Source organism: Gordonia sp. OPL2 (genome assembly GCF_003797825.1).
Lineage (GTDB): Bacteria > Actinomycetota > Actinomycetes > Mycobacteriales > Mycobacteriaceae > Gordonia.
Genome location: NZ_RKME01000001.1, coordinates 202,402 through 220,329 on the forward strand (window position 1 = coordinate 202,402; position 17,928 = coordinate 220,329).

Below are 17,928 nucleotides of genomic sequence, written 5' to 3' on the forward strand. Positions count from 1 at the left end.
ACCGGGGGCGGCTCCCGTCAGCGTGCGCCGCAGTTCCCCATCGGCAAGGTGCTGCCGATGCTCGGACTGGCGCACCTCGACCGGCCATTCGACTATCTGATCGACACCGATCAGGACGAGGCCGCGGTGCCGGGAGTCCGTGTGCGCGTTCGGTTCTCCGGCCGACTGGTCGACGGGTTCCTGCTCGAACGTGTGCAGGAGAGCGATCACACCGGGAAGCTCGGCTGGCTCGAACGCGTCGTCTCGCCCGAACCCGTGCTCGGCCCGGACCTCGCGGCTTTGTGCCGTGCGGTCGCCGACCGATACGCCGGCACGATGTCGGACGTCATCCGTCTGGCCGTTCCGCCGCGGCATGCGCGCACCGAGAAAGAGGTTCCGCCCGAGCGCAACTCCACCGGGCCCCTGTCGCCCGATCTGTCGGCGTGGCAGGCGTACCCGGCGGCGGAGTCGTTCCTGACGTCCCTGCGGACCGGACAGCCGCGTGCCGTGTGGCAGGCGACAGCGGGGGAGGACTGGCCCGCACGGCTGGCCGAACTCGCGGCCGCCGCAGCGGCTGCGGGGCGTGGCTCGATCATCGTGGTCCCCGATCAACGCGATCTCGACCGCCTCGAACGGGCCTGCGCGCCGCTGCTGGGCGACCGGTGTGTCACCCTTGCCGCCGGCCTGGGACCCACGGCGCGCTACCGACGATGGCTGGCCGCGCGACGTGGCAGCGCCGACGTGGTCCTCGGCACCCGCAGCGCCGTCTTCGCCCCCGTACATGACCTCGGTCTCCTCGTGGTGTGGGACGACGGCGACGACAGCCTCAACGAACCGCGGGCGCCCTATCCGCATCCCCGGGAGGTCGCGGTCCTGCGCGCCCATCTGCAGCGCAGCGCTCTCGTGATCGGTGGATACGCCCGGACGACAGAGGCACATTCGCTCGTCACAGCCGGTTGGGCCCACGATCTGGTCGCCGCACGCACGACCGTGCGCGCCCGCACCGCACGTGTGGTCGGGCTCAGTGCCGAGGACCGGCGCGTGGCCGGCGACCCGCTGGCCCGATCGGCGCGGATACCCGGGATCGCCTTCGCCGCGGCACGGTCGGCGGTGGCCGCGGACACGCCGGTGCTCTTCAGCGTCCCGCGACGCGGCTACATCCCGTCGGTGGCCTGCTCGCGCTGCCGGGCCCACGCCCGGTGCCGGGCCTGTCACGGTCCGCTGCAGCTCGACTCCGTCGGGGCCTTGTCCTGCCGCTGGTGCGCCCGACCCGAGATGTCGTTCCGGTGTGCCGAGTGCGGAGGGAGCGAGGTCCGCGCCCTCACCACGGGGGCCCGGCGCACCGCCGAGGAACTGGGCCGGGCGTTCGCGGGTGTCCCCATCACGACATCCGGCGGTTCCACCGTCGTCGACGAGATCGAACCCGGCGCGCGGGTCGTCGTCGCGACGCCCGGCGCCGAACCCCTGGCGCCGGGCGGCTACGGTGCGGCCGTCGTGCTCGATACGTGGGCGCAGCTCGATCGCGCCGACCTGCGGGCCGGTGAGGACGCGGTCCGACGGTGGATGGCGATCGGATCGCTGGTACGTCCGCACGGCGACGGTGGTGCCCTGGTGATCGTCGCCGATGCCGCCCTGTTGCCGGTTCAAGCGCTGATTCGTTGGGACCCGGTGGGATTCGCCGACCAGGAACTGTCCGAGCGGATGCAGTTGGCGTTCCCGCCCGCCGTCACGATGGCATCGGTCGACGGCGCGCCCGCCACGATCACCCAGTTCGTCGACGCGGTCGACCTGCCTGCCGGCGGGGAGAAGCTGGGGCCGGTCCCGTTGCCGCCGGGGGTGCGTCCACCGGCCGGTTCTCCCGACGCGTTCGGTGATGACGTCGAACGTGTATTGCTGCGGGTCGACCGCCGAGACGGCAGGAAGCTGACCGCGGCGCTGGTCGCCGCGCAGATCGGTCGCAACACCCATCACGAGACCGGCCCGATCCGGGTGCAGGTGGATCCACCTACGATCGGATGACACGGACAACCGTCGTCCGGAACGAAAGGGTCGCATGAGGGTCGTATTCGCCGGAACCCCGGAGGTCGCGGTGCCGTCGTTGCAGCTGCTGCTGTCGTCGCCGCAGCATGACGTCGTCGGGGTCATCTCACGGCCGGACGCCGCTGCGGGACGTGGACGATCGCTGGTCCGCTCGCCGGTCGCGGCCCTCGCCGACGAGCACGGGATCGAGGTCATCACCCCGCGCCGACTCTCCGATCCCGGTGTCCTCGACCGGTTGCGGTCGTGGCGGCCGGACTCCGGTGCGGTGGTCGCCTACGGCGGCCTCGTGCCGGCAGGTCTGTTGGATCTGCCGACCCACGGCTGGATCAACCTGCACTTCTCGGTGCTGCCGGCGTGGCGGGGTGCCGCGCCGGTACAGCACGCGATCGCCGCGGGCGACGAGATCACCGGCGCGAGCACGTTTCTGCTGGAAGAGGGACTCGACACCGGGCCGGTCTACGGCGTGATCACCGAGACGATCGCCCCGGCTGACACCAGCGGTGACCTGCTGGGCAGGCTGTCCGAGGCGGGCGCGCACCTACTGGTGTCCACGCTCGACGGACTCGAGTCGGGAGATCTGACACCGGTCGCCCAGACCGCACATGGCGTCAGCCACGCGCCGAAGGTCGACGTCGACGAGGCGCGTATCCGGTGGGATCTGCCCGCCCACATCGTCGATCGGCGGGTCCGGGCACACACACCGGCGCCCGGGGCGTGGACCACGTTGGAGGGGACCCGCATCAAGCTCGGCCCGGTCACACCGCTCGCCGGCGACGATCCGACGCCCGGTGCCGCACCGGCGGATCGTCGGGCTCCGGGCTCGCTCACGGTTGCGAAGAAGACTGTCGACGTGGCGACCGCCACTCACCCGGTCCGGTTGTCCTGGGTGCAGCCACCCGGCAAGAAGGCGATGCCGGCCGCCGACTGGGCGCGCGGCGCCCGCCTGACCGACGGGACGGTGCTCGAGTGAAGCGCTCGCCGAAGACCCGCGACAAGGACGTCGACGCACCCCGCGCCGCCGCACGGGACACCCTGCGCGCCGTCCGCGAACGTGATGCCTATGCCAACCTCGTGCTGCCGAAGATGTTGCGGGAGCGAGGGATCACCGGTCGCGATGCAGCGTTGGCAACTGAACTCGCCTACGGCACCGCGCGGGCACAGGGAGTGCTGGACGCGGTGATCTCGGCGGCGGCTCAACGGCCGATCGACGAGATCGACGGCGCCGTCCTCGACGTCCTGCGGCTCGGGGCCTATCAATTGCTGCGGACCCGGATCGGTGCGCACGCCGCGGTCTCCACATCCGTCGACCTCATCCGCTCCGAGATGGGTATGGGCCCGGCCGGATTCGTGAACGCTGTGCTGCGCAAGGTCTCCCAGCGTGACGAGGACCTGTGGATCGACGAACTCGCACCGCCGATGGCCGAGGACCTGATCGGCAACCTGGCATTCCGCTACGCACATCCGCGATGGATCGCCGAGGTGTTCGCCGACGCCCTGGGCGGGTCCGCCGGCGCGTTGCAGGCGGCGCTCGCCGCCGACGACGAGCGGCCACCCGTCCATCTCGTGGCCCGGCCGGGACTGATCACCGCCGAAGAACTCGCGCTGTCGTGTGGCGGTGACGTCGGGCGTTATTCGCCCTACTGCGTCTACCTGCCGGGTGGCGATCCGGGCGACCTCGACGCGGTCCGCGACGGATACGCCGGCGTCCAGGACGAGGGCAGCCAGTTGGTGGGCCGCGCGCTGACCGTCGCCGACGTGGGCGACGACGGCGGCCGATGGTTGGACATGTGTGCGGGGCCAGGCGGCAAGGCCGCGTTGGTCGCGGCGATCGCCGACATCGACGGGGCCCACCTCGACGCCATCGAGGTGTCCGATCATCGGGCAGAGCTCATCCGGAAGGTCGTGCGGGACCTGCCCGTCGACGTGCTCGTCGCCGACGCGCGATCGAGTGGTGTGGAGCCCGGTTACGACCGCATCCTGCTCGACGCCCCCTGCAGTGGACTGGGCTCATTGCGGCGTCGGCCCGAGGCCCGGTGGCGGCGTGCCGCCACCGACGTGGCCGATCTCGTCGTCCTGCAACGCGAATTGCTCACCGAGGCACTGCGTCTGGTGCGCCCGGGTGGCGTCGTCATCTACTCGACGTGCTCCCCGCATCCGGCCGAGACCACCGGCGTCGTCGCCGAGGTGCTGGCTGCACATCCCGAGGCCGAGCAGATCGACGCGCGAGGTCTCGTGCCCGCCGAGGACCTCGGCGACGGTCCGCACGTTCAGCTCTGGCCGCACGTGCACGGAACCGACGCGATGTTCCTGGCGGCCCTGCGGCGCTGAGCGGCCGGTGGCGGGCCCTACAATCTGTGGTCATGCATGCCCCCGGTGCCCCGATGATCGCCCCGTCCATCCTCTCCGCGGACTTCGCCAACCTCGCCGCGGAGGCGCGGGCCGTCGCGGGCCCCGGGGTCGACCGCGCCGACTGGCTGCACGTGGACGTCATGGACGCGCACTTCGTCCCCAACCTGACGCTCGGTCTGCCTGTCGTGGAGAGCCTGCTGAAGGCCACCGACATCCCGATCGACTGTCACCTCATGATCGAGAATCCGGGTCGCTGGGCCCCGCCGTACGCCGAGGCCGGTGCCTACAACGTGACGTTCCACGCCGAGGCCACCGACGATCCGACCGCCGTCGCCCGCGACATCCGGGCGGCCGGATCCAAGGCCGGACTCAGCATCAAGCCCGGCACCCCCCTCGATCCGTATCTGGAGATCCTGCGCGACTTCGACACCTTGCTGATCATGAGCGTCGAACCCGGCTTCGGTGGTCAGAAGTTCATGCCGGAGGTGTTGTCGAAGGCACGGGCCATCCGGACGGTGATCGACAGCGAGGATCTGCGGCTGCTGGTCGAGATCGACGGCGGCATCAACGCCGACACCATCGAGGAGGCCGCGGAGGCGGGCATCGACTGCTTCGTGGCCGGCTCGGCGGTTTACGGCGCGGATGACCCGGGTGCGGCCGTCGCCGCGCTGCGTGATCAGGCCGCTGCGGCACGCGCGACCGCCGGCTGAGATCGTGTCCGACGACCGGGCCCCCGACGTCGTGCGGGCGATGCACCTGGCGATCGACGAGTCCCGGCACGCGCAGGGCAAGAGCTCGCCGAACCCCCCGGTCGGCGCGATCATCCTGGCGGCCGACGGCACGATCGTGGGTCGCGGCCACACCCAGCCGCCCGGAGGTCCGCACGCCGAGGTGATGGCGCTGGCCGATGCGGGGTCAGCGGCCCGTGGCGGTACGGCGGTGGTGACCCTCGAACCCTGCGACCACACCGGCCGGACCGGCCCGTGCTCGAAGGCCCTGATCGACGCCGGCATCTCGGCCGTGTATTTCGCGTCGGACGACCCGAACCCTGCCGCCGCGGGTGGCGCGCGGACGTTGCGCGACGCCGGGGTCGCCGTCGCCGGGGGAGTGGAGGCCTCCGCGGCCGCGGCCGGCCCGCTGCGCGCCTGGCTGTTCCGGCAGCGACACGGCCGGCCGTTCGTCACCGCGAAACTCGCGTCCACGCTCGACGGGCGGATCGCGGCGCCCGACGGCACGAGCCAGTGGATCACCGGCGAACCCGCGCGGGCGCGTGCCCACCGACAGCGCGCCGCGCTCGACGCGATCGTCGTCGGGACCGGCACGGTGATCCGCGACGACCCCGCGCTCACGGCCCGGTACGACGACGGGCGGTTGCGTCCGCATCAGCCGACGCGTGTGGTCATGGGTCTGCGCGACATCCCTTCGGGCGCACGGGTCACCGACGATTGCGCGCCGCTGCGTCATGTACGCACCCACGATCCGGCGGACGTCCTCGAGGCCCTCCGCGACTTTCTGTGGGTTCTCGTGGAGGGCGGTCCGGCGATCATCGGCGCGTTCCTCGCGGCCGGGCTGGTCGACGAGATCGAGGCCTACCTGGCACCTGTGATCCTCGGCGCAGGAGCGTCGTCGGTCGACATCGCCGGGGCACACACGTTGACCGATGCCCGGCGGTTCTCGCTCACCGCGGTCGAAACCCTGGGTGATGATGTGGTGCTGCGTCTGTCCCGCTGATCGGACGTTCACGGTCCGGCCAGTGGCCCAACTCTCACTCCCGGAGGCGGCACCCGATGCCGCGCCGAGAACGGGCGTGCTAATTTCGATGGCAGAGTTCTCGGGGCGGGGTGCAATTCCCCACCGGCGGTGATGGTGTTCCCACGACCTGTGGGAGCGTCGAGCCCGCGAGCGCCTGCCACCCGGCAGGGACAGCAGATCCGGTGTGAATCCGGAGCCGACGGTCATAGTCCGGATGTGAGAGAACCGGGCACCACCGACGGGCGCCCATGTCCCTCACATCGCTGCATGCACCGAGCGAGCTGTGAGGAGAGCGCACCGTGTTCACCGGGATCGTCGAGGAGCTCGGCACGATCGTCCGCCGGGACGATCTGTCCGATGCGGCCCGTCTGACCGTCCGTGGCCCCCTGGTCACCAGTGATGCGAGATTCGGCGACTCGATCGCCGTCAACGGCGTGTGTCTGACCGTCGTGGAGCAGGGTCCCGACGAGTTCACCGTCGACGTGATGGCCGAGACCCTGCGACGCAGCTCCCTCGCCGATCTCACCGCGGGCAGCCCCGTCAACCTCGAACGCGCGATGGCCGCGGGCGGACGGTTCGGCGGACACATCGTGCAGGGCCACGTGGACGGTGTCGGTCGGGTCGTGGCGATCACCCCGTCCGAGCACTGGACAGTCGTGCGCATCTCCGTACCCGTGGACCTGGCCAGGTACATCGTCGAGAAGGGTTCGATCACCGTCGACGGCGTCTCGCTGACGGTCGCCGCGCTCGGCGACGACGAGGACGGTACGTGGTTCGAGATCTCGTTGATACCGACGACCCTGCAGGAGACCAACCTCGGATCGACCACCGTGGGAGACCCGGTGAACCTCGAGGTCGACGTGATCGCCAAGTATGTCGAACGCCTCCATCCCGCTCTGCGGGATCGGGAGGGCGCGAGCGTGCCGGGCGCAGATGACGATGGCGTGCGGGGCACGTCGGAAGTGAAGTGAGGATGATGGCGGTGACGACGACGATGACAGGCGGTGGCGAGATGACCGGACCGGCGGAACCCACGGTGCGAGAGGAGATTCGCTTCGACTCGGTCGAGCGCGCGATCGCCGACATCGCGGCAGGCAAGGCGGTCGTGGTGGTCGACGACGAGGATCGGGAGAACGAGGGCGACCTCATCTTCGCGGCCGAGAAGGCGACCCCGGAGCTGGTGGCGTTCATGGTCCGCTACACCTCGGGCTACCTGTGTGTCCCGTTGGCCGGTGAGGACTGTGATCGGCTCGGCCTGCCGCCCATGTACTCGATGAACCAGGACAAGCACGGGACGGCCTATACCGTCACGGTCGACGCCCGTGAAGGCATCGGTACCGGGATCAGTGCCGCCGATCGCGCCACCACGATGCGCCTGCTCGCCGACCCGCAGAGCAGTGCCGTCGACTTCACGCGGCCCGGTCACGTGGTGCCGTTGCGCGCCAAGGAGGGTGGCGTGCTGCGTCGCCCCGGACACACCGAGGCCGCTGTCGATCTGTCCCGTCTGGCCGGTCTGGCACCGGCCGGGGTGATCTGCGAGATCGTCAGCCAGAAGGACGAGGGCTCGATGGCCCAGACCGATGAGCTCAGGGTGTTCGCCGACGATCACGACCTCGCGCTGATCTCGATCGCGGATCTGATCGCCTGGCGTCGTCGGCACGAGAAGCATGTCGTCCGTGTCGCCGAGGCGCGGATCCCCACGCGGCACGGCGATTTCCGTGCCGTCGGCTACTCGAGCATCTACGACGACGTCGAACATGTCGCGCTCGTCAAGGGTGACCTCGGCGGTCCCGACGGCGCGGGCCACGACGTACTGGTCCGGGTGCACTCGGAATGCCTCACCGGAGACGTCTTCGGCTCGCTGCGCTGCGACTGCGGACCACAGCTGGACGCCGCGATGGAGATGGTGGCGGCCGAGGGACGCGGTGTCGTGCTCTACATGCGTGGGCACGAGGGCCGCGGGATCGGGCTGCTGCACAAGCTGCAGGCCTATCAACTGCAGGACTCGGGCTCCGACACCGTCGACGCCAACCTGCAACTCGGATTGCCCGCGGACTCGCGGGACTACGGGCTCGGCGCACAGATCCTCGTCGACCTCGGCGTGAGCTCCATGCGGTTGCTCACCAACAACCCGGCCAAGCGGGTCGGTCTCGACGGCTACGGACTCCAGATCGTCGACCGCGTCCCGATGCCCATCCGGGCCAATGCCGAGAACCTGCGCTACCTGCGGACCAAACGCGACCGGATGGGCCACGACCTCATCGGTCTCGACGAATGGGCCGAGAGCGATCCGGAGGCCGGCCCGGCATGAGCGGACACGGCGAACCGACCCTCGATCTCCAGGACGCCGGCGGGCTGCGGCTCGCGATCGTCTCGTCGCAGTGGCACACCACCATCTGCACGGCCCTGCTCGACGGCGCCGTCCGTGCGGCGAACGCGAACGGCGTCACCGATCCGACGATCGTGCACGTGGCGGGGGCGATCGAGCTACCCGTCATCGTGCAGGCGCTGGCCCGCAACCATGATGCGGTGGTGGCCCTCGGGGTGGTGATCAAGGGTGAGACACCGCATTTCGAATACGTCTGCGACGCCGTCACCGCCGGACTGACCCGTGTCTCGCTCGACGAGTCCACACCGGTCGGCAACGGGGTGCTCACGACTCTGACCGAGGAACAGGCACTCGCGCGCGCCGGTCTGCCCGACTCGAAAGAGGACAAGGGTGCTCAGGCGACGACGGCGGCGCTCGCCTCGGCGCTCACCCTGCGCGCGCTGGCGCGGGGCGAACTGCGGTGAGCGTCGACACCGCCGTGGAGTGGGATCTGGTCTACCGGCCCCGCCGCATGCCGCGGATGGCCTTCGTCGCCGCGATCGTCGTGCTGGCGATCCATGTCATCTTCGGCGCGCTGCTGACGATCTCGGACACCGGTGTCCGCAACATCGGCCTGTCGGACCAGCTGGCGATCGGCCTGATCGGCGTCATCATCACCGGCGCCGTGTTGCTCTTCACGCGACCCCGGCTGCGGGTCGGCCCCGCGGGTGTGGGCGTGCGAAACCTGATCGGCGAGCGGGTCTTCGCCTGGGATCGGGTCCAGGGCATGACCTACCCCGACAAGGGGTTCTCGGCGCGGCTGCTGCTGCCGGAGGACGAGCATGTCCCCGTCCTGGCGGTGCAGGCGTGGGACTCCGATCGCGCCGTCGCGGCGATGACCGGGTTCCGCGAGCTCGAGGAGCGCTACCGGCGGTGACGGCCGCTGTCCGAGGCCTCGACTAGCCTGGGAGCCGTGGCAGACCCGACTACCTATCGTCCCGCCGCGGGCACCATCCCCACCGATCCCGGGGTCTACAAGTTCCGCGATGCGCACGGCCGGGTCATCTATGTCGGCAAGGCCAAGAACCTGCGATCGCGGCTGACGTCGTACTTCGCCGACATCGTGTCGTTGCACCCGCGGACCCGGCAGATGGTGACGACCGCGGCCGCGGTCGAGTGGACCGTGGTGGGGACCGAGGTCGAGGCCCTGCAGCTCGAGTACAACTGGATCAAGGAGTTCGATCCGCGGTTCAACGTCCGCTACCGCGACGACAAGACCTACCCGGTCCTGGCGGTGACCCTCAACGAGGAGTACCCCCGTCTGTTCGTCTACCGCGGCCCACGACGGCGAGGGGTCCGCTACTTCGGCCCGTACGCACACGCCTGGGCCATCCGCGAGACGGTCGACCTGCTCACCCGGGTCTTTCCCGCCCGGACCTGCTCGACCGGTGTCTTCAAGCGCCACCGCCAGATCGATCGGCCGTGCCTGCTCGGTTACATCGACAAGTGTTCGGCGCCATGTGTGGGACGGGTGTCCGCCGACGAACACCGCGAGATCGTCGAGGACTTCTGCGACTTCCTGGCCGGCCGGACCGACCAGATGATCCGTCGCCTCGAACGCCAGATGGTCTCGGCAGCAGAGGATCTCGACTTCGAGCGCGCCGCCCGCCTCCGCGACGACGTCGGTGCCATGCGGCGTGCGATGGAGAAGCAGGCGGTCGTGCTCGGCGACGGCACCGACGCCGACGTGGTGGCGATGGTCGGCGACGACCTCGAGGTGTCGGTCCAGGTGTTCCACGTCCGCGACGGTCGTGTGCGTGGTCAACGCGGCTGGGTCGTCGAGCGCTCGGACGACGGGTCGATGGGGGACCAGGTCGCCCAGTTCGTCACCCAGTTCTACGGAGCGCAGGTCGATCTGGACTCCTCCGTGCAGGTCGACGACGACCGGGTCCGCGGGGAGTCGATCCCGCGCGAGGTGCTCGTGCCGGAGCTGCCCGACGATCACGAGGAGCTCCAGCACTGGCTCTCCGACCTGCGTGGCAGCCGCGTCGCGATGCGGGTGCCCCAGCGCGGGGACAAGAAGGCGCTGTTCGACACCGTCGCTCGCAACGCGTCCGAGGCCTTGGCGCAGCACAAGTTACGTCGTGCGGGCGACCTCACGACGCGATCGGCGGCGCTCACCGAACTGCACGAGACGCTCGGTCTGGATGCCGCGCCCCTGCGCATCGAGTGCATCGACATCTCCCATGTCCAGGGGACCGATGTGGTGGCCTCGCTGGTGGTGTTCGAAGACGGCCTGCCACGCAAGTCCGACTACCGGCACTACGCGATCCGCGAGGCCGCGGGCGAGGGCCGCTCCGACGATGTCGCGTCCATCGCCGAGGTGACCCGACGCCGCTTCCTCCGCCACCGTCAGGACCAGGAGTCCCCGGAACGGCCCACGCTCGATCCCGAATCGGGACGGCCCCGCAAGTTCGCCTATCCGCCAAACCTTTTCGTCGTCGACGGCGGGGCGCCGCAGGTGCACGCCGCGGCGTCGGTGCTCGACGAGCTCGGTGTCACCGACGTCGCAGTCATCGGTCTGGCCAAGCGTCTGGAGGAGGTGTGGGTCCCGGGTGACGACGAGCCGGTCATCCTGCCACGCACCAGCGAGGCCCTCTTCCTGCTGCAGCGCATCCGCGACGAGGCCCATCGCTTCGCGATCACCTTCCACCGCAGCAAGCGCAGCAAGCGGATGACGGAGTCCGTGCTGGACGGCGTGCCAGGGCTCGGCCGTACCCGGCGCACGGCACTGGTCACGCATTTCGGTTCGGTGGCCCGGCTGCGTGAGGCCACCATCGAGGACATCTCCGGTGTCCCCGGTATCGGCGTGGCCACGGCGCGTGCGGTCCGTGCGGCACTGGCCGAGGATTCCGCGCCGGAACCCGCGGTTGCGGGAGCACCCGCGGAGGTGGAATCCTCCGACCGAGTGGAGGAGGCAACCGGTGATCGATAGTCCCGATGCGATGCCCGGCGACGCCCCACCCGACGGACGGTCTCCGTTGACCGTGCTGTTCGTCGCGGGGATGTCCGGCGCGGGCAGGTCGACGGCCGCCAACGTCCTCGAGGACGACGGCTGGTACGTCGCCGACAACGTCCCGCCGACCCTCATCTCGACGATGATCGACCTCGTCCGCGAGAGCGACCCCGACATCTCGCGGCTGGCCATGGTGATCCGCGCATCCGACGAGACCATCGGACGCCAGCTCGACGACGTCCGCAAGGCGCTGGAGGCGTCGGGGGCGCGGACGAAGGTGCTCTTCCTCGATGCCAGCGACCACATCCTGGTCCGCCGCTTCGAGCAGGTCCGCCGACGACATCCGTTGCAGGGAGGGGAAACCCTGGTCGACGGAATCGCACGCGAACGGGCGATCCTGGCACCGATCAAGAGTGCGGCCGACCTCGTCGTCGAGACCTCCGCGCTGACCGCCGCCAAGCTCCGCGAGGTCGTCGAAGGCGTCTACCCGCATCAGGCCGACAACCGGCTGAGCGTCGCCGTGCAGTCGTTCGGGTTCAAGTACGGATTGCCGATCGACTCCGACCTGGTCGCCGACGTCCGCTTCCTGCCGAATCCGCACTGGGTGCCCGAGTTGCGCGAGCAGAACGGGCGCGACGCCCACGTCCGGGACTACGTGCTCGGGCAGGACGGGGCGACCCGCCTCGTCGAGCTGTATCTCGATCTCGTCGACCTGGTGTCGACGGGATATCTCCGGGAAGGCAAGCGGTACATGACGATCAGCATCGGATGCACCGGAGGCAAACATCGCAGCGTGGCGATCTCCGAGGAGATCGGCCGCCGGCTGCGCACCCAGACGTCGTCCGACGGCGCCCCCCGGTTCGATGTGCGGGTCATCCACCGAGATCTGGGGCGCGAGTGACCGCGGGTGCGGCGGCCGGCGACGGCGTGCCACGGCAGCGGCCGGCCCGCATCGTCGCGCTCGGCGGCGGTCACGGCCTGTACGCCACGCTCACCGCGATGCGGTACCTGAGCCCGGACATCACCGCGGTGGTGACCGTCGCCGACGACGGCGGGTCGTCCGGACGTCTCCGCGCCGAGCTCGGGGTGATCCCTCCCGGAGATCTTCGGATGGCGTTGTCCGCGTTGATGTCCGCACCGCCCGCACTCGAGGAGCGGGCGGCCCGGACACCGGGACGCCTCGACGACTCACGGCACGAGTTGTGGGCCGACACGTTTCAGCATCGCTTCGGAGGCCGGGGCGCGCTGGCCGGCCACCCGATCGGCAACCTTCTCCTCGCCGGCCTCACCGAGGTGACGGGGAGTCCGGTGGCGGCGCTCGACGAACTGATCGACGTGTTCGACATCGACGGACGCGTCCTGCCGATGTCGACGACGCCTCTCGAGATCGAGGCGGACGTGTCCGGGCTCGAGAGCGACCCGCGGATCAGTCGGTGCATCCGGGGTCAGGTGGCCGTCGCGACGACACCCGGCAAGGTCCGCCGCGTTCGTCTGCTCCCGACGGATCCGCCGGCCTGCGAGGAGGCGATCGAGGCGATCGGCTCGGCGGACCTGGTCGTCCTCGGCCCGGGATCGTGGTTCTCGAGCGTGATCCCGCACGTACTCGTGCCGGCGCAACTGAAAGCGTTGCGCGAGACCAGCGCTCGCAAGATGCTTTTCGTGAACCTGGCTCCCGAGCCGGGGGAGACGACCGGGTTCTCGGTCGAGCGTCATCTCCACGTCCTGCACGCGCACGCCGATGTCCTCCGGGTGGATGACATCGTCGTCGACGCGGCTTCGGTGCCGGCCGGGCGTGAGCGGGATCACCTGATCCGCGCGGCTGCGCTCTTCGGCGCACAACTGCATGTCGGTGACCTCGCAGTTCCCGGCCGGCACGTCCATGACCCGCAGAAAGTCGCCACCCTGGTGAACGAACTGTGCGAAGGTGAATTGAGTGGATACGCTGTCCGGGCGCAAGAATCTCCAATGAGTCGTGAGCACCACGGGTAACACGATGACGGCGACATGGGAATGACGCGGCAACACACGAGCGCGGTCGAGGATCGTGCTGCGCCTGCGTCCCGTGGCGACCGGCCTCGTCGAGACTGGCCGGATCGTGATCGGTGGTGACGCGGACACATGGGGACCCGCTCCTGGTGAGCCATGGCGCGACCCAGGACAGGAGGACCGTGACAGGAGGACAGGGACCGGTGGCGATGACCGCGGCGGTGAAGGATGAGCTCTCGCGGCTGACCGTGACCCAGGTGAGTTGCCGCAAGGCCGAGGTGTCGGCCCTGCTGCGTTTCGCCGGCGGACTGCACATCGTGGCAGGCCGTGTGGTCGTCGAGGCCGAAGTGGACCTGGGGAACGTCGCGCGTCGGTTGCGCCGGGAGATCTTCGATCTGTACGGCTACGGCTCGGATGTGCACGTCCTGCGCAGTGGCGGCATCCGCAAGGGCGCGCGCTACATCGTCCGCGTCACCAAGGACGGCGAGGGCCTCGCCCGGCAGACCGGACTGCTCGACCTGCGCGGCCGACCGGTCCGGGGACTGCCCGCGCAGGTCGTCGGCGGCAGCGTTGCCGATGCGGAAGCAGCCTGGCGCGGAGCGTTTCTCGCGCACGGATCCCTCACCGAGCCTGGGCGTTCCTCGGCGCTGGAGGTCAGTTGTCCCGGGCCGGAGGCGGCGCTGGCGCTCGTCGGTGCCGCCCGTCGCCTCGGGGTGTCGGCGAAGGCACGCGAGGTCCGCGGGGCCGACCGCGTCGTCATCCGCGACGGCGAGGCCATCGGGGCGTTGCTGACACGTATGGGAGCCCACGACACCCGGCTCGTCTGGGAGGAACGGCGGATGCGTCGCGAGGTGCGTGCGACCGCCAATCGTCTGGCCAACTTCGACGACGCGAACCTGCGCCGGTCCGCACGCGCGGCCGTCGCCGCCGCTGCGCGGGTGGAGCGGGCCCTGGACATACTCGGTGACGAGGTGCCCGATCACCTCGTGGCCGCGGGGCAACTGCGGATCACCCATCGGCAGGCGTCGCTCGAGGAACTCGGCCAACTCGCCGATCCGCCGATGACCAAGGACGCCGTCGCCGGACGTATCCGTCGTCTCCTGTCGATGGCGGACAAGAAGGCCCGGACCGACGGCATCCCGGACACGGAATCGGCTGTCACCTCCGACCTGCTCGACGAGGCGTGAGACCTGCGCACGCAGTGCAGGCCGGAAACGTACCCTTTGGATGCCCTTCCGGGGTACTCCTACTAGGCTGAAGTGGGCCGTGGGCCCGTCCACGACCGTGGACGTGCCACGTTCGGCGGCCGCAGGCCTTGAAGATGAATACCGCTAAGGAGCACAACAGTGACTGTTCGCGTAGGTGTCAACGGATTCGGCCGGATCGGCCGCAACTTCTTCCGCGCCATCGAAGCACAAAAGGCTTTGGGTACCACCGACATCGAGATCGTCGCCGTCAACGACCTGACCGACAACGCGACTCTCGCCCACCTGCTCAAGTTCGACTCGATCCTCGGCCGGCTGCCCCAGGACGTCAGCCTCGACGGTGACTACATCGTCGTCGGCGACCAGCGGATCAAGGCCCTCGAGGTCAAAGAAGGCCCCAGCGCCCTGCCGTGGGGAGATCTCGGCGTCGACGTGGTCGTCGAGTCCACCGGCATCTTCACCGCCCGCGCCAAGGCCCAGGGTCACCTCGACGCCGGCGCCAAGAAGGTCATCATCTCCGCGCCCGCGTCCGACGAGGACATCACCATCGTGATGGGCGTCAACGACGACAAGTACGACGGCAGCCAGAACATCATCTCCAACGCCTCGTGCACCACCAACTGCCTCGGTCCGTTCGCCAAGGTGCTCAACGACGAGTTCGGCATCGTCTCGGGTCTGATGACGACCGTGCACGCCTACACCCAGGATCAGAACCTGCAGGACGGCCCGCACAAGGATCTGCGTCGCGCCCGTGCGGCCGCCATCAACGTGGTCCCGACCTCCACCGGTGCGGCCAAGGCCATCGGCCTCGTGCTCCCGGAACTCAAGGGCAAGCTCGACGGCTACGCACTGCGCGTGCCGATCCCGACGGGCTCGGTCACCGACCTCACCGCGATCCTCGAGAAGACCGCCACCGCTGACGAGATCAACGCTGCGATGAAGGCCGCCGCCGACGGTCCGCTCAAGGGCATCCTCAAGTACTACGACGCACCGATCGTCTCGAGCGACATCGTCACCGATCCGCATTCGTCGCTGTTCGACGCCGGGCTGACCAAGGTCATCGGCAACCAGGTCAAGGCCGTCTCCTGGTACGACAACGAGTGGGGCTACTCGAACCGCCTCGTCGACCTGACCGGCCTCGTCGGCAAGTCGCTCTGATCGAATACCCGAGCCGCTAGGAGCAACGCCACCATGGGCGTACCCACACTGAAAGACCTTCTCGCCGAAGGCGTTTCGGGTCGGGGAGTGCTGGTCCGGTCGGATTTCAACGTTCCGCTCGACGGATCGACGATCACCGACCCGGGCCGCATCCTGGCCTCCCTGCCGACGCTGTCGGCCCTGATCGACGCAGGGGCGAAGGTGATCATCACCGCGCACCTCGGACGTCCCAAGGGTGAACCGGATCCGAAGTTCTCGCTGGCGCCGGTGGCGGCGCGACTCGGTGAGGAACTCGGCCGCAACGTCCAGCTGGCCGGCGACGTGGTCGGCAGCGACGCCCTCGCCCGTGCCGAGGGGCTCACCGACGGCGACGTGCTCCTGCTGGAGAACGTGCGCTTCGACCCGCGCGAGACGTCCGAGGACGAGGCCGAGCGTGAGTCGCTCGCCAAGGCGCTGGTCGAACTCGTCGGCGAGGACGGGGCCTTCGTGTCCGACGGTTTCGGTGTCGTGCACCGCAAGCAGGCCTCCGTCTACGACGTCGCCAAGCTGCTGCCGCATTACGCCGGGACACTGGTCGAGGCCGAGGTGGACGTGTTGTCCAAGCTCACCCACGAGGTGGCGCGGCCGTATGCGGTCGTGCTCGGCGGCTCCAAGGTGTCGGACAAGCTCGGCGTGATCGAGGCGCTGGCACCGAAGGTCGACACCTTGGTCATCGGTGGCGGTATGGCGTTCACCTTCCTTGCTGCGCAAGGACATTCGGTGGGCACGTCGTTGCTGCAGGACGATCAGATCGGTGTCTGCAAGACGCTGCTCGAGCAGTTCGGGGACGTGATCCGGCTGCCGGTGGATGTCGTCGTGGCCGACGCGTTCGCGGCGGATGCCGAGGCGAAGACCGTGCCGGTCGACGAGATCCCGGACGGCTGGATGGGTCTGGACATCGGTCCGGAATCGGTCAAGCGGTTCGCCGCGGTGCTCTCCGGCGCCGAGACCATTTTCTGGAACGGCCCGTCCGGCGTGTTCGAGTTCGAGAAGTTCTCCGCGGGCACCCGCGGGGTCGCCGAGGCCATCGCGGCCACCACCCGGGGCGGTGCCTTCACGGTGGTCGGCGGCGGCGACTCGGCCGCCGCGGTGCGCACCCTGGGGCTGCCGGATTCCGACTTCTCGCACATCTCGACCGGCGGCGGCGCGTCGCTGGAGTACCTCGAGGGCAAGGAATTGCCCGGACTGAAAGTGCTGGAGAGCTGATGGCGCGCAAACCGCTGATCGCGGGCAACTGGAAGATGAACCTGAATCATCTGGAGGCGATCGCGCTCGTCCAGAAGATCGCCTTCGCGTTGCCGGCGAAGTACTTCGACAAGGTCGACGTGACGGTCATCCCGCCGTTCACCGACATCCGGAGTGTGCAGACCGTCGTCGACGGCGACAAGCTCCTCCTCACTTACGGTGCACAGGATGTGTCCGCCCACGACTCGGGCGCGTACACCGGTGAGATCAGCGGTGCGTTCCTGGCCAAGCTGGGATGCACATACGTGGTCGTCGGCCACTCGGAGCGCCGCACCATGCACGGGGAGACCGATGAGGTCGTCCTGGCCAAGACCAAGGCGGCCCTGAAGCACGGTCTGACACCCATCGTGTGCATCGGGGAGGGACTCGACATCCGCGAGGCAGGCGAGCACGTCGAACACAACGTCTCCCAGCTGAAGGGTTCGCTCGCGGGTCTGTCGGCCGAAGAGATCGGCAAGGTCGTCATCGCGTACGAACCCGTGTGGGCCATCGGCACCGGCCGGGTGGCCAGCGCCGCCGACGCCCAGGAGGTGTGTTCGGCCGTTCGCGGCGCGATCGGTGAGATCGCCGATGCGGGCACTGCGGCGTCGGTACGAATCCTCTACGGCGGATCCGTGAACGCCAAGAATGTCGGCGACATCGTCGGACAGACCGACGTCGACGGCGCGCTCGTGGGTGGGGCATCGTTGAAGTCCGACGAGTTCGCGAGTCTGTCGGCCATCGCGGCCGGCGGCCCCCTTCCGTGACCGGGCCCCGATAACGCGTAGACTGTGGCAGGTTGTGCCCGCAGGCTGGTCGTCCAGACGGCCGCGCAGCGGCATGACCTGCCACAGTTGCATGCACCGACCGAA

The 17,928-nt window shown here is 69.4% G+C and carries 16 protein-coding genes and 1 riboswitch; all 16 genes read left to right on the plus strand.

What is annotated here, in order from left to right; translation table 11 throughout:
• The first annotated feature begins 57 nt into the window (after nucleotides 1-57).
• Complete coding sequence (locus EEB19_RS00945) at nucleotides 58-1,998, plus strand: primosomal protein N' (protein WP_262365391.1); 1,941 nt, start codon at nucleotides 58-60, stop codon at nucleotides 1,996-1,998.
• 34 nt (nucleotides 1,999-2,032) lie between these two features.
• On the plus strand, nucleotides 2,033-2,989 hold the full coding sequence (gene fmt / locus EEB19_RS00950) for a methionyl-tRNA formyltransferase (protein ID WP_187582310.1): 957 nt from the start codon (nucleotides 2,033-2,035) through the stop codon (nucleotides 2,987-2,989).
• Nucleotides 2,986-4,347, plus strand: a complete 1,362-nt coding sequence (locus EEB19_RS00955) for an RsmB/NOP family class I SAM-dependent RNA methyltransferase (RefSeq protein ID WP_187582313.1) — start codon at nucleotides 2,986-2,988, stop codon at nucleotides 4,345-4,347. Before fmt ends, EEB19_RS00955 begins: the two co-directional genes overlap by 4 nt.
• Before the next feature lie 53 nt (nucleotides 4,348-4,400).
• Nucleotides 4,401-5,078: a ribulose-phosphate 3-epimerase gene (rpe, locus tag EEB19_RS00960; protein ID WP_187583032.1), complete on the plus strand. Its 678-nt coding sequence runs from the start codon at nucleotides 4,401-4,403 to the stop codon at nucleotides 5,076-5,078.
• Nucleotides 5,079-5,118: 40 nt separating this feature from the next.
• Nucleotides 5,119-6,099 (plus strand): bifunctional diaminohydroxyphosphoribosylaminopyrimidine deaminase/5-amino-6-(5-phosphoribosylamino)uracil reductase RibD, encoded by a 981-nt coding sequence (gene ribD, locus EEB19_RS00965; protein ID WP_187583034.1) that lies wholly within the window; start codon nucleotides 5,119-5,121, stop codon nucleotides 6,097-6,099.
• A gap of 92 nt (nucleotides 6,100-6,191) precedes the next feature.
• Nucleotides 6,192-6,350: riboswitch (FMN riboswitch) on the plus strand.
• 69 nt (nucleotides 6,351-6,419) lie between these two features.
• Complete coding sequence (locus tag EEB19_RS00970; RefSeq protein WP_187582315.1) at nucleotides 6,420-7,091, plus strand: riboflavin synthase; 672 nt, start codon at nucleotides 6,420-6,422, stop codon at nucleotides 7,089-7,091.
• A gap of 41 nt (nucleotides 7,092-7,132) precedes the next feature.
• Nucleotides 7,133-8,431 carry a bifunctional 3,4-dihydroxy-2-butanone-4-phosphate synthase/GTP cyclohydrolase II gene (locus tag EEB19_RS00975; RefSeq protein WP_187583036.1) on the plus strand — a complete coding sequence of 433 codons (1,299 nt, stop codon included), beginning with the start codon at nucleotides 7,133-7,135 and terminating at the stop codon, nucleotides 8,429-8,431.
• Nucleotides 8,428-8,913: a 6,7-dimethyl-8-ribityllumazine synthase gene (gene ribH, locus EEB19_RS00980; protein WP_187582317.1), complete on the plus strand. Its 486-nt coding sequence runs from the start codon at nucleotides 8,428-8,430 to the stop codon at nucleotides 8,911-8,913. The genes EEB19_RS00975 and ribH overlap by 4 nt, the downstream gene beginning before the upstream one ends.
• Before the next feature lie 47 nt (nucleotides 8,914-8,960).
• Nucleotides 8,961-9,365: a PH domain-containing protein gene (locus tag EEB19_RS00985; protein WP_187583038.1), complete on the plus strand. Its 405-nt coding sequence runs from the start codon at nucleotides 8,961-8,963 to the stop codon at nucleotides 9,363-9,365.
• A gap of 36 nt (nucleotides 9,366-9,401) precedes the next feature.
• On the plus strand, nucleotides 9,402-11,423 hold the full coding sequence (gene uvrC, locus EEB19_RS00990) for an excinuclease ABC subunit UvrC (RefSeq protein ID WP_187582319.1): 2,022 nt from the start codon (nucleotides 9,402-9,404) through the stop codon (nucleotides 11,421-11,423).
• A 10-nt stretch (nucleotides 11,424-11,433) separates the two neighbouring features.
• Nucleotides 11,434-12,345 carry an RNase adapter RapZ gene (gene rapZ / locus EEB19_RS00995; protein WP_187583040.1) on the plus strand — a complete coding sequence of 304 codons (912 nt, stop codon included), beginning with the start codon at nucleotides 11,434-11,436 and terminating at the stop codon, nucleotides 12,343-12,345.
• A complete protein-coding gene (gene yvcK / locus EEB19_RS01000; protein ID WP_316245452.1) occupies nucleotides 12,342-13,433 on the plus strand; it encodes a uridine diphosphate-N-acetylglucosamine-binding protein YvcK in 1,092 nt (363 codons plus the stop codon). The genes rapZ and yvcK overlap by 4 nt, the downstream gene beginning before the upstream one ends.
• A 206-nt stretch (nucleotides 13,434-13,639) precedes the next feature.
• Nucleotides 13,640-14,617 (plus strand): DNA-binding protein WhiA, encoded by a 978-nt coding sequence (gene whiA / locus EEB19_RS01005; RefSeq protein ID WP_187583044.1) that lies wholly within the window; start codon nucleotides 13,640-13,642, stop codon nucleotides 14,615-14,617.
• Between the two features lie 159 nt (nucleotides 14,618-14,776).
• Nucleotides 14,777-15,793: a type I glyceraldehyde-3-phosphate dehydrogenase gene (gene gap, locus EEB19_RS01010; protein ID WP_187582321.1), complete on the plus strand. Its 1,017-nt coding sequence runs from the start codon at nucleotides 14,777-14,779 to the stop codon at nucleotides 15,791-15,793.
• Nucleotides 15,794-15,826: 33 nt separating this feature from the next.
• A complete protein-coding gene (pgk, locus tag EEB19_RS01015) occupies nucleotides 15,827-17,038 on the plus strand; it encodes a phosphoglycerate kinase (RefSeq protein WP_187582323.1) in 1,212 nt (403 codons plus the stop codon).
• The gene (gene tpiA / locus EEB19_RS01020; RefSeq protein WP_187583046.1) at nucleotides 17,035-17,823 is read left to right on the plus strand and encodes a triose-phosphate isomerase; all 789 of its coding nucleotides are present in this window, start codon (nucleotides 17,035-17,037) and stop codon (nucleotides 17,821-17,823) included. Before pgk ends, tpiA begins: the two co-directional genes overlap by 4 nt.
• Nucleotides 17,824-17,928 lie beyond the last annotated feature (105 nt).